This window comes from Arthrobacter sp. JDC6 (assembly GCF_056484025.1).
In genome coordinates this window covers 3,949,908-3,966,688 of sequence record NZ_CM151278.1, presented here as the reverse complement: position 1 = coordinate 3,966,688, position 16,781 = coordinate 3,949,908, and the positions used below count along the sequence as shown (strand labels likewise).

The 16,781-nt window shown below is 68.7% G+C and carries 17 protein-coding genes; 13 read left to right on the top strand and 4 right to left on the bottom strand.

Annotated features, from left to right (window positions below; genetic code table 11):
- Positions 1-100 precede the first annotated feature (100 nt).
- The 10 genes from ACV095_RS18340 to ACV095_RS18295 all read left to right on the top strand — a co-directional run bounded on the left by ACV095_RS18340 (position 101) and on the right by ACV095_RS18295 (position 10,927).
- A complete protein-coding gene (locus tag ACV095_RS18340) occupies positions 101-637 on the top strand; it encodes a D-glycero-alpha-D-manno-heptose-1,7-bisphosphate 7-phosphatase (RefSeq protein ID WP_478222442.1) in 537 nt (178 codons plus the stop codon).
- The gene (locus ACV095_RS18335; RefSeq protein ID WP_018772193.1) at positions 637-1,725 is read left to right on the top strand and encodes a glycosyltransferase family 9 protein; all 1,089 of its coding nucleotides are present in this window, start codon (positions 637-639) and stop codon (positions 1,723-1,725) included. The genes ACV095_RS18340 and ACV095_RS18335 overlap by 1 nt, the downstream gene beginning before the upstream one ends.
- A complete protein-coding gene (locus ACV095_RS18330) occupies positions 1,722-2,756 on the top strand; it encodes a glycosyltransferase (protein WP_478222441.1) in 1,035 nt (344 codons plus the stop codon). Before ACV095_RS18335 ends, ACV095_RS18330 begins: the two co-directional genes overlap by 4 nt.
- Positions 2,753-4,018 carry a glycosyltransferase gene (locus ACV095_RS18325; protein WP_478222440.1) on the top strand — a complete coding sequence of 422 codons (1,266 nt, stop codon included), beginning with the start codon at positions 2,753-2,755 and terminating at the stop codon, positions 4,016-4,018. The genes ACV095_RS18330 and ACV095_RS18325 overlap by 4 nt, the downstream gene beginning before the upstream one ends.
- The gene (locus ACV095_RS18320; protein WP_478222439.1) at positions 4,015-4,725 is read left to right on the top strand and encodes a D-sedoheptulose-7-phosphate isomerase; all 711 of its coding nucleotides are present in this window, start codon (positions 4,015-4,017) and stop codon (positions 4,723-4,725) included. Before ACV095_RS18325 ends, ACV095_RS18320 begins: the two co-directional genes overlap by 4 nt.
- Positions 4,722-6,137 carry a D-glycero-beta-D-manno-heptose 1-phosphate adenylyltransferase gene (gene rfaE2 / locus ACV095_RS18315; protein ID WP_478222438.1) on the top strand — a complete coding sequence of 472 codons (1,416 nt, stop codon included), beginning with the start codon at positions 4,722-4,724 and terminating at the stop codon, positions 6,135-6,137. The genes ACV095_RS18320 and rfaE2 (ACV095_RS18315) overlap by 4 nt, the downstream gene beginning before the upstream one ends.
- A gap of 44 nt (positions 6,138-6,181) precedes the next feature.
- Positions 6,182-6,898 carry an SDR family oxidoreductase gene (locus tag ACV095_RS18310; RefSeq protein ID WP_018772198.1) on the top strand — a complete coding sequence of 239 codons (717 nt, stop codon included), beginning with the start codon at positions 6,182-6,184 and terminating at the stop codon, positions 6,896-6,898.
- A 95-nt stretch (positions 6,899-6,993) separates the two neighbouring features.
- A complete protein-coding gene (locus ACV095_RS18305; RefSeq protein WP_478222437.1) occupies positions 6,994-8,454 on the top strand; it encodes an aldehyde dehydrogenase family protein in 1,461 nt (486 codons plus the stop codon).
- The gene (rfaE2, locus tag ACV095_RS18300) at positions 8,451-9,983 is read left to right on the top strand and encodes a D-glycero-beta-D-manno-heptose 1-phosphate adenylyltransferase (protein ID WP_478222436.1); all 1,533 of its coding nucleotides are present in this window, start codon (positions 8,451-8,453) and stop codon (positions 9,981-9,983) included. The genes ACV095_RS18305 and rfaE2 (ACV095_RS18300) overlap by 4 nt, the downstream gene beginning before the upstream one ends.
- Before the next feature lie 32 nt (positions 9,984-10,015).
- A complete protein-coding gene (locus ACV095_RS18295; protein ID WP_018772201.1) occupies positions 10,016-10,927 on the top strand; it encodes a spermidine synthase in 912 nt (303 codons plus the stop codon).
- Here the strand turns inward: ACV095_RS18295 and ACV095_RS18290 are convergent.
- Positions 10,924-11,820 carry a LysR family transcriptional regulator gene (locus ACV095_RS18290; protein ID WP_018772202.1) on the bottom strand — a complete coding sequence of 299 codons (897 nt, stop codon included), beginning with the start codon at positions 11,818-11,820 and terminating at the stop codon, positions 10,924-10,926. The two genes, ACV095_RS18295 and ACV095_RS18290, sit on opposite strands and share 4 nt — an antisense overlap.
- 127 nt (positions 11,821-11,947) lie before the next feature.
- Here ACV095_RS18290 and ACV095_RS18285 point away from each other — a divergent pair, with 127 nt between their 5' ends.
- Both ACV095_RS18285 and ACV095_RS18280 read left to right on the top strand, forming a co-directional pair.
- The gene (locus tag ACV095_RS18285) at positions 11,948-13,327 is read left to right on the top strand and encodes an MFS transporter (RefSeq protein WP_478222435.1); all 1,380 of its coding nucleotides are present in this window, start codon (positions 11,948-11,950) and stop codon (positions 13,325-13,327) included.
- A 63-nt stretch (positions 13,328-13,390) separates the two neighbouring features.
- Entirely contained in the window at positions 13,391-14,140 is a 750-nt protein-coding gene (locus tag ACV095_RS18280) for a 3-hydroxybutyrate dehydrogenase (protein WP_018772204.1), read from the top strand.
- Between the two features lie 22 nt (positions 14,141-14,162).
- Here ACV095_RS18280 and ACV095_RS18275 read toward each other — a convergent pair whose 3' ends face one another.
- The gene (locus ACV095_RS18275; RefSeq protein ID WP_018772205.1) at positions 14,163-14,429 is read right to left on the bottom strand and encodes a hypothetical protein; all 267 of its coding nucleotides are present in this window, start codon (positions 14,427-14,429) and stop codon (positions 14,163-14,165) included.
- Positions 14,430-14,595: 166 nt separating this feature from the next.
- Complete coding sequence (locus tag ACV095_RS18270; RefSeq protein WP_018772206.1) at positions 14,596-14,982, bottom strand: winged helix-turn-helix transcriptional regulator; 387 nt, start codon at positions 14,980-14,982, stop codon at positions 14,596-14,598.
- 139 nt (positions 14,983-15,121) lie between these two features.
- On the opposite strand from ACV095_RS18270, the gene ACV095_RS18265 reads away from it, so the two are divergent.
- Entirely contained in the window at positions 15,122-15,985 is an 864-nt protein-coding gene (locus ACV095_RS18265; RefSeq protein WP_018772207.1) for an SDR family oxidoreductase, read from the top strand.
- Positions 15,986-16,145: 160 nt separating this feature from the next.
- Here the strand turns inward: ACV095_RS18265 and ACV095_RS18260 are convergent, their stop codons facing one another.
- The gene (locus ACV095_RS18260) at positions 16,146-16,781 is read right to left on the bottom strand and encodes a LysE family translocator (RefSeq protein WP_478222434.1); all 636 of its coding nucleotides are present in this window, start codon (positions 16,779-16,781) and stop codon (positions 16,146-16,148) included.

The following is a 16,781-nucleotide window of genomic DNA, read 5'->3' as shown; positions in this document are numbered from 1 at the left end:
CCTATCTTGCCTGTTCAGCCGCCGAAAGGAAACACGCTCCTGCGGCTGAAAGAGGCCGTGGCCCTGTTTAGGAGCATCAGCAGGAGGGAACTGTTTGGTCATGGGAAGCTCTGAAAGATCCAAGCTCCGCGCTGTCCTGTTCGACCGGGACGGAACCTTGGTGATCGATGTGCCCTACAACGGGGACCCCGGCAAAGTACGGCCAATGCCCGGCGCCAAGGCCGTGCTGGACAGCCTGCGGGCGGAGGGTATCGCCACCGGCGTGATCAGTAACCAGTCGGGCATTGCCCGCGGCCTGATCTCGGCCGGGGACGTGGCAAGAGTCAACGCCCGGGTGGAAGAACTGCTGGGACCTTTTGACGTGTGGGAAGTCTGCCCCCACGCGGAACAGGACGGCTGTACATGCCGGAAACCCGCTCCGGGGATGGTCCACAGCGCCTGCCGCAAACTTGGCATCCATGCCTCGGAGGCCGCCCTGATTGGGGACATTGGCGCCGACGTCGGTGCTGCCGAAGCGGCCGGCGCCACCGGAGTCCTGGTTCCCACCCCCGTGACCCGTGCCAAGGAGGTGGCTGCGGCGCGGCTGGTTGCTTCCGACCTGGCGTCCGCCGTCGGCCTGCTGCAGGGGACGCCCTGATGGGGCGCGTCCTGGTGGCCCGGCTGGACAGCATGGGCGATGTCCTGCTGGCAGGTCCGGCCGTGCGGGCGGTAGCCAACGGCCGTGCCCAGTACGGCGGCAGCACCAACCACGTGGTGATGCTGTGCGGCAGGCAGGGTGAAGCTGCGGCCGCGATGCTCCCTGGCGCCGCTGAGGTGTACAGCTGGGACAGTCCCTGGATCATGAACCCGGCGCCCGGGATGACCGGGCCGCACGCCGACCGGCTGATCGAGTATGTCCGCAATTCCCGGATCACCGAAGCAGTCATCCTCACGTCCTTCCACCAGTCGCCGCTGCCGCTGGCCCTGTTGCTGCGGCTGGCAGGAGTGGAACGCATCACCGGCGCCTCCACTGACTACGCCGGCTCCCTGCTGGATGTCCGCCTCAAGCCGGGGGAGGACTTCCCCGAAGACCAGCCCGAGGCGGAGCGGGCACTGGGCATTGCCGAGGCCGCAGGTTTCCGGCTCCCCGCGGGCGATGACGGGAAGCTGCGCGTGAAGTCCGGTCCGGACGTGACGGGCCTGGTGGGTGACGAACCGTACGTTGTGGTCCACCCCGGAGCCGCTGTTCCCGCCAGGGCGTGGCCCCCGCTGCACCATGCCGCCGCCGTCGAACTCCTCCAGGGTGCCGGGTACCGGGTGGTGGTGACCGGCGGACCCGGCGAGGAGTCGCTGACCGCCACGGTGGCCGGCCCCTCTGCGGTGGACCTCGGCGGGCGCACCGACCTGCCCACCATGGCCGCCGTCATGGCCGGAGCCGATGCGGTGGTCAGCGGGAACACCGGACCGGCCCACCTGGCAGCTTCGGTGGGCACACCCGTGGCGTGCCTGTTTTCCCCTGTGGTCCCGGCCATCCGGTGGGCGCCCTATGGCGTGCCCCTGGAACTCCTCGGGGACCAGAACGCACCCTGCCGTATGTCCCGCGCCCGGCTTTGCCCCGTCCCGGGCCACCCCTGCCTCGACTCCGTATCGCCGGAGGAAGTGGTGGCAGCGGTGGAACGCCTGATCAGCGGAGTGAGCTCCTTCAGCACCCATGTCAGCACCCGTAGAAAGGCCCGCAACAGATGAGAATCCTGCTCTGGCATGTCCACGGTTCCTGGACGGACGCCTTTGTCCGCGGCCGCCACGAGTACCTGCTTCCCGTCCTGCCCGGAGGCGGCGCGTGGGGCCTGGGCCGCGCCGGCAGGGACTGGCCGGAATCAGTGCGGGAGGTGGACCTGGCGACGCTCCACCCTGACGCCGTGGACGCCGTCGTCCTCCAACGCCCGGAAGAGATCGATGAGGTGGTCCGAACCCTGGGCCGGATGCCCGGCGTCGACCTTCCGGCCGTGTTCGTGGAGCACAACACGCCCAAAGGCAACTTCCCGAACACCAGCCACCCGCTTGCGGACCAAACCAGCATCCCGGTGGTCCACGTCACCCACTTCAACCGCCTGGCCTGGGACAACGGCTCCGCTCCCACCACGGTGATCGAGCACGGAATCCCGGACCCTGGCCAGCTCTATACCGGTGAACTGCCGGAACTGGGGGTAGTGGTCAACGAACCGGTCCGCCGCGGCCGGGTCACCGGAACCGACCTGCTGCCGGCCTTCGCGTCGGTGGCGCCGCTGCAGGTGTTCGGCATGAAGACAGAGGGCCTGGCGGCAGCCACCGGAATCGAGGCTTCACGCGTGACGTCCCGGGGCGACCTGAAGACCCGGGACCTGAACCGGGAACTTGCCCGCTGCCGGGTCTACGTCCATCCCATGCGCTGGACCTCGCTGGGGCTGTCCCTCCTGGAAGCCATGCACCTGGGCATGCCGGTGGTGGTGCTTGCCACCACGGAGGCCCCACGTGCCGTGCCGCAGGAGGCCGGCGTGGTCTCGGCCGACGTCGACGAGCTGCTCCGTTGCGCGGCGCGGCTGGTGGCCAATCCGGATGAAGCCCGACGGCGGGGAGTTGCCGCCCGGGAGGCGGCGCTGGAGCGTTACGGCCTGGGCAAGTTCCAGGACCGCTGGGATGAGCTCCTGGCGGACCTGCGGAACCGTCCGCGGCACCCCGTTAACGAGCGGCCGGACGAGCGGATCCTCGTTCCGGCGCGGGAGAGGAAGACACCATGAAGATCGCCATGATTTCTGAACACGCCAGTCCGCTGGCGGCACTGGGCGGGGTGGATGCAGGCGGGCAGAACGTACACGTTGCCGCGCTGTCCGAGGCCCTTGCCAAGCGCGGCCACCACGTCACCGTCTACACCCGCAGGGACGCAACGGAGCTTCCCGCACGAGTCCGGGTGGGGCGCCGGTTCGAAGTGGTCCACGTGGACGCCGGGCCCGCCCGCCACGTGCCCAAGGACCAGCTGCTGCCCTACATGGGCGACCTCGCGGACGGCGTGGCCAGGGACTGGGGGCATCGGCCGCCGGATGTGGTGCACGGCCACTTCTGGATGTCCGGCCTGGCAGCCCTGGAGGCGGCCAGGCGGCCCGATGCCGGATACCGCGTGCCCATGCTGCAAACGTTCCATGCGCTGGGCACCGTCAAGCGGAGGCACCAGGGCGCGGAGGACACCAGCCCGGAGGCACGCCGCTGGCTGGAACCCGGCGTGGGACGAGCTGCCGACCGGATCATCGCCACCTGCTCAGACGAAGTTTTCGAGCTCAAGGCCATGGGTATCGCCACCGGCAAGATCTCCATTGCACCCTGCGGCGTGGACCTGGGCTTCTTCTCTGCAGAGGGGCCGGTGGCACCCAGGAAGCGCCGCTACCGGATCCTGTCTGTGGGGCGGCTGGTGCCACGCAAGGGTGTGGACCTGGTGATCCGTGCGCTCCCGTACCTCAAGGCGGCGGGATTCGACGACGTCGAACTCCTGATCGTGGGCGGGGGCGGCGACACGAACGTGATGCACGCCGACCCCGAAATCCGGCGCCTGCTGGACCTCGCCGCCGGGCTGGGCGTGTCTGAACACGTGACCCTGCAGGGGCAGGTGTCCCGCGCGGAGATGCCCGGCATCTTCCGCAGTGCCGATGCCGTGGTGTGCGCACCCTGGTATGAACCGTTTGGCATCGTGCCGCTGGAAGCCATGGCATGCGGCATTCCGGTGGTGGCAGCAGCGGTTGGCGGCCTCCGGGACACGGTGGTTGACCACACCACCGGCCTGCACGTCCCGCCGCGGGACCCTGAAGCCATTGCCTCGGCACTGTCACTGCTGCTGGAAAACCCCGCCCTCAGGACGAAGCTCGGCCAGGCCGGGGAGCGGCGCGCGCGCACCCGTTACTCCTGGGACCGGGTGGCAGCGGAAACCGAAAAGGCATACCAGCTGGCCATGGCCGGTGCCCCGGCCAGCGTTTCGGCCGGGATCGTACCGATGGAAGGAGCCGCCCTGTGACTACTGAATCGTCCCTGCGTGAAGCAGACCTCCGTACCCTGACCGCAGCACCGGCCCTGCCCGCTGTGCTCCCGGGCGCCACGTTCGTGGATGCCGCCAGCGCCGAGGCCGTCCGCACCCACCTGGACAACGTCATTCCGGCGCTTGATTCGCTCCGCAGCCAGTCGGGCCGGCTGGCTGCCTGGGGCGTGGAGCTGGCACAGCGCCTGCTGCGCGGCCAGCGGCTCCTGGCCGCGGGCAACGGCGGCTCAGCCGCGGAGGCGCAACACCTCACCGCCGAACTGGTGGGCCGGTTCGACAGCGAGCGGGTCCCGTTCTCCGCCATTTCCCTGCACGCGGAGTCATCGGCGGTCACCGCCATCGCCAACGACTACGGGTACGACGAAGTCTTTTCCCGGCAGGTCCGCGCGCATGGCCGCTCCGGTGACGTGCTGATGCTGCTGTCCACCAGCGGCAAGAGCCCCAACCTGCTGCGCGCCGCGGAAGCGGCCTCCCGGCTCAACGTGACCACCTGGGCGCTCACCGGCTCCGGCCCGAACCCGCTGGCGGACGTCTGCGACCAGGCCGTCATGATCGACGCCCTGAACGCCAACGCCCAGGAAGGGCACCTGATCGCCCTGCATGCCGTGTGCCGGGCCTTCGACCTTGAGGTTGCCCGGCACACCCCGTCAGTGGTCCCAGGGTTCCCCAGAGGTGGCCGGCCATGAGGATCGTCGTCGTGGGGGACGTGATGCTGGACGTCGACCTTTCCGGTGAGGCCACCCGGCTCAGCCCGGACGCCCCTGTTCCCGTGGTGGACGTTTCGGCTGTCCGCCGCCGCGCCGGCGGCGCAGGCCTGGTGGCGCGCATGCTGGCCCAGGACGGCTGGCCCGTCACGCTGGTGACGGTCCTTGGCAACGACGACGCCGGCAGCCAGTTGCGTGCGCAGCTGGCCGGCGTGCGGCTCGTCGCGGGCAGCAGCAGCTATCCCTCGCCCGTCAAGACCCGGGTCCGGGCGGGTTCCCATCCGGTGGTCCGCTTCGACCAGGGCTGTGAAAAGACGCCGGTCCCGGAGGTCAGCCCCGCCATGCTCCGCGCCGTGGAAAAAGCCGGCGTGGTGATCGTGGCGGACTACGGCAGGGGACTGGCAGCCAACCCGCAGCTGCGCGACGTGCTGGCCCGGCTCGCGGACAGGGTGCCGGTCATCTGGGACCCGCATCCCTCAGGGCCCGAACCTGTGCCAGGCGTAACCGTGGTGACCCCGAACATTGCCGAGGCCACCAAAGCGGTAGAGTCCGGTCCGGGGAAGGGCTCCGCCCAGGCGGATTCCGCAGACCCAGCCGCAGCCGTGGCAGGGGTCCTGCTGGAACGCTGGCGCAGCCAGGCGGTGCTGGTGACCAAAGGCGAGGAAGGGGCCGTGCTGCTGCAGCGGGGCGGTACCGCCGCCCGTTCCGTTCCCGCGCCGAGGGTGGAGGCCGGCGATCCCTGCGGGGCAGGCGACCGGCTGGCAGCCAGCCTGGCGGTGCACCTCCTGGCCGGCCGCGACCTGCCGGATGCGGCGGCCCTGGCGGTCCATGACGCCGCCGATTTCCTGGCCGCCGGAGGAGTGTCGGCCCTGCCCGATGCCGGTGGGGAAGATGCCGCCCCCGGACATCGCGGGCCGGCTCAGGCGCCCGGCCGGCGTACCACCGAACCACTGCTCCTGGCCCGTTCGGTCCGTGAAAACGGCGGAAAAGTGGTTGCCACCGGCGGCTGCTTCGACCTGATCCACGCCGGCCACGTCCGGTCACTCACCGCAGCCCGGGAGCTGGGGGACTGCCTGATCGTGTGCCTCAACTCCGACGACTCGGTGCGCCGGCTCAAGGGGCCGGAGCGTCCCATCATCGGCCAGCATGACCGCGCCGAGCTGCTCCTGGCGATGGAATGCGTAGACGCCGTGATGGTCTTCGACGAGGACACACCGGAAGCCGTCCTGGACCGACTGCGTCCGGACATCTGGGTCAAGGGCGGCGACTACAAGGGCGCCCGCCTGCCCGAGACGGACCTGGTGGAAAGCTGGGGCGGCCGCTGCCTCACCGTCCCCTTCCACCCGGCCCGCTCCACCACCGGCCTGGCGGACGCACTCGCCAAGGTCAGCTGAACCGCCCTGCCCATCGACTTGTTTTCCCCATTGAAAGGAACACCATGACAGCAGAACCAACTGCAACCGCACCCACCAACCCCGGCCGCGTCCTGGTCACCGGAGGTGCCTCCGGACTGGGGGCCGCCGTCGTCGACGCCGTCCTCCGCTCAGGTGGCACCCCGGTGGTCCTGGACCGCGACATCAGCAGCGTCTCCGGGGTGAAGGCGTTCGAAGTGGACGTCGCCGACCGCGCTGCCGTGGAGAAGGCTGTCCTGGAAGCCGCCGAAACCCTGGGCGGCCTGGACGCCGTGGTCACCGCCGCCGGAATCGACCGCTGCGGCAAGCTCGCCGACGTCGAAGCCAACGAGTGGGAAAAGGTCATCGGCGTCAACCTGATGGGCACCGTTTCCGTGGTCCGCGCCGCCCTGCCCTACCTCAAGGAAACCCACGGCCGCGTAGTGACCGTGGCATCCACCCTGGGCAAGCGCGCCGTGGCTGATGCCACCGCGTACTGCGCCTCGAAGTTCGGCGTGGTGGGGTTCAGCCACGCACTGGCAGCGGAAACCGGCGGCGAAATCGGCGTCACCACCATGATCCCCGGCGGCATGAAGACCCGGTTCTTCGACGACCGCACCGAGCAGTACAAGCCGCAGGACGACTCCCGGCTCAACGACCCCGCCAACACCGCGCAGGCCATCCTGTTCGCACTCAACCAGCCCACCGGCTGCGAGGTGCGCGAGATGCTGATCTGCCACGAGGAAGAGGGCTCCTGGCCCTAAGCCGCCGCCGGCCACAACTACGCTGCCATCCGCAGTTTGCACAAGCGACATATCCAGCACCGACACGTCCAGCACGGAAAGGCGGGAGGAACACCATGCCCACCACAGCCACCGAAACATCCGCAGGCCATGAGACAGTCCAGGGCTCCGGCATCACCATCCAGGACCCGCGAACCGGTGAAGTGCTCTGGACGGTGCCCGAAGCGGCGCCCGAGGCCATCAACCACGCCGTGGGTTTGGCCCGCAGCGGTGCAGCAGCGTGGGCCGCAACCGCACCGGCCGAACGGGGCGCCGCGCTGCGGGCAGCCGCCAAAGCCCTTGATGCAGGCGCGCGGGAGCTCGCGGGGCTGAACGCCAGCGAAACCGGCCGGCCGGAGGATGAGGCCCTGGCCGGCATCGCCGCCGGGGTTTCCACCCTGGAGCAGTACGCGGAACTTGGCCCGGTCCACCGTGGCCACAGCCTCCGCGGCAACCGGCTGGCCACCGACTACACGCTGGCCGAACCGCGCGGCGTGGCCGTCCTGCTGACCCCCTGGAACGATCCGGTTGCCGTTGCCTGCGGGCTGATCGGCGCCGCGCTGGCCACGGGCAACACGGTCATCCACAAACCCAGCGAGCGGTGCCCGCGGCTTGGGGAGGCGCTGGGCGAAGTGCTGGCGCCGGCCTTCCCTGCCGGGGTATTCCAGACCCTCTCCGGTGGCGCAGGGGTGGGAACGGCGCTGTCGCAGGCCGCCGTGGACGTCATAGCCCACGTGGGATCCAGCGCCTCAGGCGCCCGCATTGCCCAGGCCGGAGCCCTTACCGGCGCCCACGTCATCAGGGAAAACGGTGGCAACGACCCCCTGCTGGTGGACCGCGACGTGGATCCCGGGTGGGCTGCCCAGCAGGCAGCCATCGGAGCCTTCAGCAACAGCGGCCAGATCTGCACCTCCGTGGAACGGATCTACGTCCATAGGGACATTGCCGCCGAGTTCTGCAAAGCCCTGGAGGCCGAGGCAGCGCTCCGGAACAGCAGCGGCAGCGTGGCGCCGCTGGTGGACCTGCGGATGCGCGACGCCGTCCACGCCCACGTCGCCGAGGCCCTGGCCCAGGGCGCCCGCGCGGTGGAGGGCGGTGCCCTCCCGGCCGGCCCGGGTTCCTTCTACCCGGCCACCGTCCTGCTCGGCTGTACCGAAAGCATGCAGGTGATGGCGGAGGAAACGTTCGGCCCCGTGGCTCCCGTGCAGGTGGTGGACACGTTCGACGACGGCCTGCGCCTGGCGTGCAGCGGCAGGTATGGATTGGCGGCCACCGTCCTAAGCAGCAACATCGCGCACATCCAGCAGGCGGTGGCTGCGCTGCCCGTGGGAACGGTGAAGGTCAACGAGGTGTTCGGCGGCGCCCCCGGCGGAGCAGCCCAGCCGCGCGGCGAGAGCGGGGCCGGGTTCGGCTACGGGCCAGAGCTCCTGGACGAGTTCAGCCAGGTCAAGGTGGTGCACATCGCGGCCCCGCCGGCGGCCGGTTCCGGCGACGGCCCGGATACCATCATCAACACTGACGACCGGGACCTGCCGTGAACGCGTCCCCGGAATCCATCGACCTGTCCACCCAGCGGGCACTGTCCGACTGGCTCCCCGGCCGGCTCGCCGCGGAACATCCCTCCATCCTGGTCATCGGCGACGTGATGCTCGACGGCTGGTGGAGCGGCAGCATCGAACGGCTCTGCCGGGAAGCGCCCGCCCCCGTGGTGGACATCCAGTCCCGCGAATCGGTCCCGGGCGGCGCGGCCAACACCGCCATGAACCTGGCCGCCCTGGGAGCAAAGGTCTCGGTAGCCGGAATCATCGGCTCTGACGACGCCGGCGAAGACCTCCGTGCGCAGCTTGCCGCCGCCGGCATCGACGTCCGGCACCTGCACACCCACCCGGACATGGTCACCACCACCAAGATCCGGATCAGCAGCGGCGGCCAGGTGATGCTGCGCCTCGACGACTCGGCCGGCGCTGTCCCGGCCGACGCCCTGGCCGCGCTCGCCGCCTCGGTGCGTGCCGCCGTCGAACGCCAGGACGCCGTGCTGGTGTGCGACTACGGGACCGGCGTGGTGGCGGACCCTGTCCGCACGGAACTGGCGCGCGTCCTGGGACCTGACACCGCCGGCGAAAACCGTCCGCTTGTGGTGGTCGACGCCCATGATCCGCGCCCCTGGGCTGCCCTGCAGCCCCACCTGGTGACCCCGAACGCGCAGGAAACCGCCCGGCTCCTGGACCGGAAACTGCCGGAAGGGCAGGCGCGGGTGGAGGCGGTGTCCGCGGAGTCCGCGGCCCTGCTTCAGGCAACCGGCGCCCGGGCCGTGGTGGTCACCCTGGACCGGGACGGAACCGTGCTGTTGATGCCCGACGGCGTGCGGCACCGGACGTGGGCCCGGCCCGCCGCGGAGAAGCAGGCATCCGGGGCAGGGGACACCTTCGTGGCGGCCCTGACGCTTGCCTGTGCCGCCGGGCTGCCGCTGACCGCCAGCCTGGACCTGGCCCAGTCGGCCGCCGACGTGGTGGTCCACCAGCCCGGCACGTCTGTGTGCAGCACCGCCCAGCTCAGCCGGTACCTGGAGGCCTTCGCCGATACCGCCCTGAGTGCGGACGAACTGGAACGGCAGATGGAAATACACCGCGCCCAGGGCCAGTGGATCGTGCTGACCAACGGCTGCTTCGATGTGCTGCACAGCGGCCACACCAGGTACCTCAACCAGGCGAAACAGCTGGGCGACATCCTGGTGGTGGCACTGAACAGTGATGATTCGGTGCGCCGGCTCAAGGGCCCCGGCAGGCCCATCAACACCATGGCGGACCGTGCAGCCGTGGTGGCGGCCCTGAGCTGCGTGGACTATGTGACAGTGTTCGATACCCCCACGGCCACCCCGCTGATCCGCCGGCTCCGGCCCGAAGTCTATGCCAAGGGCGGGGACTACACGCCGGAAATGCTGGAGGAGACCCCGGCGGTGGAAGAGTACGGCGGCCGGATCGCCATTCTTGATTACGTGGCTGAACGGTCCACCACCGCCGTGGTGAAACGGATCCGCGACGGTGAAGGCGCAGTGCCTACCAACTAAGGTTGAAGCATGACTGAAGCGTGGCACGGGTAATGGCAAAACGCGGAAGGTCAGGGGGCCGGAACAGCATCCGTGCGGTTGCAGGCGTGGTGGAGGTGCCTGCGGGCTCCCGCCAGAGTGGTCCGGTGGAGGGTGTCTACTACATCGATACCGGTGACTGCGAGCTGGTGGCGGACCAGGACAACTCCACGGGCTGGCTCCTGAAGATCAACGGGGTCATGAGCTCGCACATCGACCTCGCCGATCCCCTGTTTTTGGACTTCGAGTACATGCGGTGGATGGCGGCGCTCATTGAATCCCGCTGGCCGCCGTCGGACGCATCGTCGGCAAAGCTGCGTGGGCTGCACCTGGGCGGCGGCGCCTGCTCCATGGCCCGCTACTTCGCCGCAGCCTACCCGGACGCCCGCCAGGTGGTGGTGGAACTGGACGGCAAGCTCGCGGAGCATGTCCGCAACTGGTTCGACCTTCCCAAGGCGCCTTTGCTCCGGATCCGGGTAGGGGAGGCCCGCGCCGTGACGGAGACCCTGACGGCCGGCACCCGGGACTTCATCATCCGCGACGTCTTCGCCGGCGCCCACACCCCGCGCCCGCTGACCACCGCCGAATTCAATGCGCACGTCAAACGGGTCCTGGCCCCGGGCGGCCTGTACGTGGCCAACTCCGGCGATGCCCCCGACCTCCGGAATGCGCGGGAGGACGCGGCCACCATTGCGGCAGCCTTCCGGCACACGGTGATCATTGCCGACCCCGCCATGCTGAAGGGCCGGCGCTACGGAAACATGGTGATGGCCGGCAGCGACTCGCCCATCGTGGACGACCCACAGCTGCGGCGCAGGCTCCTGGGCGGAGCCGTCCCGGCCCACCTCTGGGACGACGCCCAGGTCCGGGCGTTCGCCGCCGGAGCGGCAGTCCGCCACGACCCGCCGGCGCCCCCGGAAGCCTAAGCCCGGCCCAGGAGCGCTTCGCGGTAATCCGCCATCCGTTCCCGGAGGGCCTGCACCACCGCGGCAACCGCGGGCCGGCGCAGCGAATCCGGGCGCAGGACCAGCCAGTAGGGGAGCAGTTCGCCGATCTCGTCGGGCAGCAGCCGGACCAGGTCATCGTGCAGGTCCGCCATGAAGCACGGCAGGAACCCGACCCCCGCCCCGGCCCGGGTTGCCTCCACGTGCACGAACACGTTGGTGGAGGTGAGGCCGTCGCGCATGGCCGGAACCAGCCGCCGCGGCGCGTCAAGGTCATCCACCTGCAGCATTGAATCCACGAAATACACCAGCGGGTGCCCGTTGAGTTCAGCCACGGTGGCCGGTGTCCCGTGCTCCGCCAGGTAGGCGCGGGACGCGTACATTCCCAGCCGGTATTCACCCAGCCGGATGGCCTCCGCCCGGTGCACCTGCGGCTCGCCCACCACCACCTCGATGTCCAGGCCGGACCGCTGCTGCAGGGCACGGCGCGTCATGGTCACCACTTCCACGCTGAGGCCCGGATGGTCCCGGCGCAGGCGCGCCACCGCTGGGGCTGCAATGTAGGCGCTGAAGCCATCGGTGGCGGTCATGCGTACGACGCCGGTAATCGGGTCGGGTGCCTGGCCTGCCGGTCCCAGCGTGCCCAGCACCGCTTCCACCTGTTCCGCTGCCCGCACGGCCCGTTCGCCGAGCTCCGTCAGTTCCCAGCCGCCTGCTGCCCGGGACAATACCCGGCCGCCGAGCGCTTTCTCAAGGGCGGCGATCCTGCGGGACACCGTGGTGTGGTTCAAGCCCAGGGCCTGGGCCGCCGTCGTGAACCTGGCCGAGCGGGACACTGCCAGGAGGACCAGCAGGTCATCGGGGTTCGCATTCATATCTGCAATTGTGCACACGTTTCGTGCCGCTTTGGGCATTGAAGTGCCTGGTTTGTGCAGCAATACTCATCTGAGTCACTTGTGCTGGAGATCACAGCGCGTGTCAATGTGGACACTAGGAGAAACCATGAGCGTAGAGCAGCGCCCCGCCAACGAGGCCGGGCATGCACCCAAAGGATCAGGACTGAAGAAGATCGTCGCGGCCTCCATGGTGGGGACGGTGGTGGAGTGGTACGAGTTCTTCCTCTACGCCACCGCCGCCACCCTGGTCTTCGGCAAGTACTTCTTCCCCGCCACCGGAAACGAGCTCGACGGGATCATCCAGGCCTTCCTCACCTACGCCGTGGGCTTCATTGCACGCCCGCTGGGCGGCATCGTGTTCGGCCAGATCGGTGACAAGCTGGGCCGCAAGCCCACGCTGCAGCTCACCATCGTGATCATCGGCGTCTCCACGTTCCTGATGGGCTGCCTCCCCGGCTTCGCCGACATCGGGTACCTGGCCCCCGCACTGCTGGTGGCCCTGCGGTTCATCCAGGGCTTCGCGCTGGGCGGCGAATGGGGCGGAGCAGTCCTCCTCGTGGCAGAACACAGCCCCAACAAGACCCGCGCCTTCTGGTCCAGCTGGCCCCAGGCCGCCGTCCCGGTGGGCAACCTGCTGGCCACCCTGGTGCTGTACATCATGTCCACCACCCTCAGCAGCGAGGCGTTCCTTGGCTGGGGCTGGCGCGTGGCCTTCTGGCTCTCGGCCGTGATCGTCTTCGTGGGCTACTACATCCGTACCCACGTCAGTGAATCCCCCATCTTCCTCGAAGCCAAGGAACTGGTGGAAAAGGAACAGGCCGTCAGCTACGGCGTGTTCGAGGTGGTCCGCAAGTACCCCAAGGGCATCTTCCAGGCCATGGGCCTCCGGTTCGCGGAGAACATCATGTACTACCTGGTGGTCAGCTTCGCGATTGTCTACCTCAAGAGCGTGCACAAGTACGACACGTCATCACTGCTGCTGGCACTGCTGATCGCGCACGTCATCCACTTCGCCATCATCCCGCAGTACGGCCGCCTGGCGGACCGGATCGGCCGCAAGCCGGTCTACCTCGCCGGAGCCATCCTGGGTGCCACCTGGCCGTTCTTCGCCTTCCCCATGTTCGACACCCGGAACGCCGTTGTGATTGTCCTGGCGGTGACCATCGGACTGTGCCTGCACGGCCTTATGTACGCCGGCCAGCCGGCCATCATGGCCGAGATGTTCCCCACCCGCATGCGGTACTCCGGAGCCTCCCTGGGTTCCCAGGTCACGTCCATCTTCGCCGGCTCCCTGGCGCCGCTGCTGGCCACCCAGTGGCTCAAGGACACCGGCTCATGGGTGCCCACCGCCATCTACCTGGTGGTGGCCTGCGCCATCACAACCGTGGCCGTCCTGAGCCTGAAGGAAACCAAGGGCATTGCCCTGGAAGACGTGGACAAGGAAGACGCCGCCCGCGAGGGACTGCTCAGCCCCACGCACGCCTGACCTGGCCACGATTGGACCGATGGAACCCGCTGGACCGCGTAGGCGCACAAAAGGAGAACTGCAATGGAGGACACGTTGAATGGACGCAAGGCGCTGGTCACCGGCGGTGCCAGCGGAATCGGGGCGGCGTGCGTGCGCGCACTTGCCGCGCGGGGAGCGAAAGTGGTGGTGGCCGACGTCGACGCCGCCGCGGCGGCGACGCTCGCCGATGAGGTGGGCGGCACCGCGTGGGGCGTGGACCTGCTGGACGTTGACGCCCTGGCCACCCTCAGCCTGGACTGCGACATCCTGGTGAACAATGCCGGTATCCAGCGCATCAGCCCCATCGAGGACTTTGAGCCGGCAGATTTCCGCCGGCTCATCACCCTCATGCTGGAGGCGCCCTTCCTGCTGATCCGGGCGGCGCTGCCACACATGTACGCGAACAACTTCGGCCGCATCATCAACCTCTCGTCGGTGCACGGGATCCGGGCCTCCCCGTTCAAGAGCGCCTACGTTTCCGCCAAGCATGGCCTGGAAGGGCTGAGCAAGGTGACGGCGCTGGAAGGCGGGGCTCACGGGGTCACGTCCAACTGCATCAACCCCGGCTACGTGCGCACGCCCCTGGTGGAGTCGCAGATCGCCGACCAGGCCAAGGTTCACGGCATCCCCGAATCCGAGGTCCTGGCCAAGGTGATGCTCACCGAGGCGGCCATCAAGCGCCTGGTGGAGCCGGAAGAAGTGGCGTCCCTGGTGGCCTGGCTGGCTTCCGCGGACGCCGGAATGGTCACCGGCGCCAGCTACACCATGGATGGGGGCTGGTCCGCGCGGTAGCACCCGTCCGGCCCCGCGCCTCCTATTCCAGGGGTTTGACCAGCCGGTGGTCGAAGAAGAAGACGCCGTAGGTCGTCTTCACCCCCACCGAACGCCGGTCCCGCCACACGACGACCCCTTCGCGCCTGCCGCTGAAGGGGTCGTCGCCTATGACGGTGTCACCCACCCGGTAAGGGGACCGCGGACTGAAGGCCTCCAGCATCAGTCCCAGGACCTGTCCCAGCGCTTCACCCACGCTGACGGGCTGGCCCAGGCGGGAAAAATCCTGTGCGTAGTCGTCCCTGGCCATGTGACCAACTCCTCCAGGCGGCAGCCTGCCGCCCGCTAACGGTGCTGGTTGGCCGAACGCTCCCAGCGGAGGATGGTCCTCCCATTCCGGCCGCCACCGTACGCCCACGCTAGGCGCTAATCACATCAGCAACATCAGTAACAGGTACTCAAGTTCTGAGGGGGCATTACCTGCCCAGGCCGGCTCCGTTGATGATGTCCTCGGCGTTGTCGAATGCCCACGCAACCAAAGGCACCAGGAGAGCGCTCAATTCGTAGCCCCGCTCCGTGAGGCTGTAATCCACGCGGGGCGGAATGACCGGCTGGGCGTTCCTGCTGACCAGGCCATCACGCTCCAGGGTCTTCAATGTCTGGGCCAGCATCTTCTCGCTGATTCCCTCGGCCCGTCGCCGCAAATCACTCCAGCGCTGCTCACCCTCGGACAGGGAAAGCAGGATCAGGACTCCCCATTTGCTGGTGATGTGGTCCAGCAGGGTCCGGCTGGGGCACCCGGCGGGGAATACGCCGTCGGCAAAGGCCTGCGGGAGGGGCGACGCGTGAGGTGCTGTTTCCATGCCTTCAGCTTACCCAAAGCCTGGTACCTAACTTTTGGGTTAGTACCTTACTTCAAAGTGCGTACTCTCTGTTGGGAAGTTCTGCCGACTGGCCATGGTTGTGCCCTCTGACAGAGAAAAACTCCCGAAAGGAACCACCGTGAGCATTGTTGTTACAGGCGCCACCGGACAGTTGGGCCGCCACGTTCTTGAAGCCCTCCTGGAGAGGGGCGTACCCGCCGCGGATATCGTGGCCGCCGGCCGGTCGGTGGAGAAGCTCGCAGACTTTTCCGCGCGCGGGGTACGCGTGCAGCACATGGACTATGCCGACCCTGGTTCCGTGGCCGAAGCACTCAAGGGCGCCCGGCGGGTGCTGCTGATTTCCGGCAGCGAAGTGGGCCGGCGGGTGGAACAGCACCGCACCGTGATCAACGCCGCAAAGGCCGAAGGCGTGGAGCTGCTGGCCTACACCAGCATCGCCAATGCGGACACCACGGGCATGCTGCTGGCGGATGAGCACAAGGCCACGGAGGCGCTGCTGCGCGAATCCGGCGTCCCCTTCGTCCTGCTGCGCAACGGCTGGTACCTGGAGAACTACACGGAACAGCTGCCGGGCACCCTGGCCCAGGGAGCGCTCGCGGGCAGTGCCGGAGAGGGCAAGGTCAGCGGGGCCGCACGGGCCGACTACGCCCACGCCGCAGCAGCGGTCCTGGTGGCCGATGGCCAGGCCGGCAAGGTCTACGAGCTGGGCGGCGACGAGGCCTTCAGCATGGCGGACCTGGCGTCCGAGATCACTGCAGCCACCGGAAAACCCGTCCGCTACAACAACCTGCCCACCGAGGATTACGTTGGCCTGCTCACCGGTGTGGGTGTTCCCGAGGCTTTTGCCGGGATCCTGGCTGATTCGGACCTGGGCATTGCGCGCGGCGATCTCCTGGTCAGCACCGGCGACCTGCGCAGGCTGATCGGGCGCCCGACGACGTCCCTCGGCCAGGCGGTACGGGCCGCCGCTGCTGCGGGCTAGGGAGCGCAGGCCTGACGGGGCAGTGGGCTGACAGGGCAGTGGCCTGACCGGGCAGTGGCCTGACAGGCGCCGGTCTTACAGAGCAGAACATGGAAGTGCCCGGTCCGTTCGGGGACCGGGCACTTCTTGCTTCAGTACTGCTGCCAGGGCAGGTGCAGTCCTAGGTTTTGGATCCGGTTAGGGCCAGCGTTCCGCCGAGGCCGATCATCATTGCCCCGCCGACCGCCTCCACCGCGGGGACGCGCCGCGGTGAGCGGACGAACCACAGCCGCGCCCACCCCGCCGCGATCGCCCACACGCTGTCCGAGACCAGCGCGATCAGCAGGAAGACAGCACCCAGCAGTGCAAGCTGGAACGGAATGTTGCCGGCAGGGTAGTCCACGAACTGCGCCAGGATCGCCACGAAGAACACCACCGACTTCGGGTTCGTGGCGCCCACCACCGCCCCCTGGCGCACCAACGTCCACGGAGTGGAGGCCGGAGGCGGCGCAAGCCGCCGGGAACCGTGCCCCCGGCGGACAATGGTCCGGATCCCCAGGAAAACCAGGTAAGCGGCACCTGCCAGCTTCACGATGCTGAAAAGAAGCACGGACTCGGCCACCACCACACCCACGCCAAGGGCCACGGCGATGACCTGGACCAACTGGCCCGTGGCATTTCCCAGGACGGTGAGGACGCCGCCGCGCCACCCCAGCGCGAGGGAACGTCCAATGACGAACAGCACGCTGGGGCCCGGGACGGCGATCAGGATTACGGACGCCAGGGCGAATGCCACCAGGTTGGACATTGGAACCAT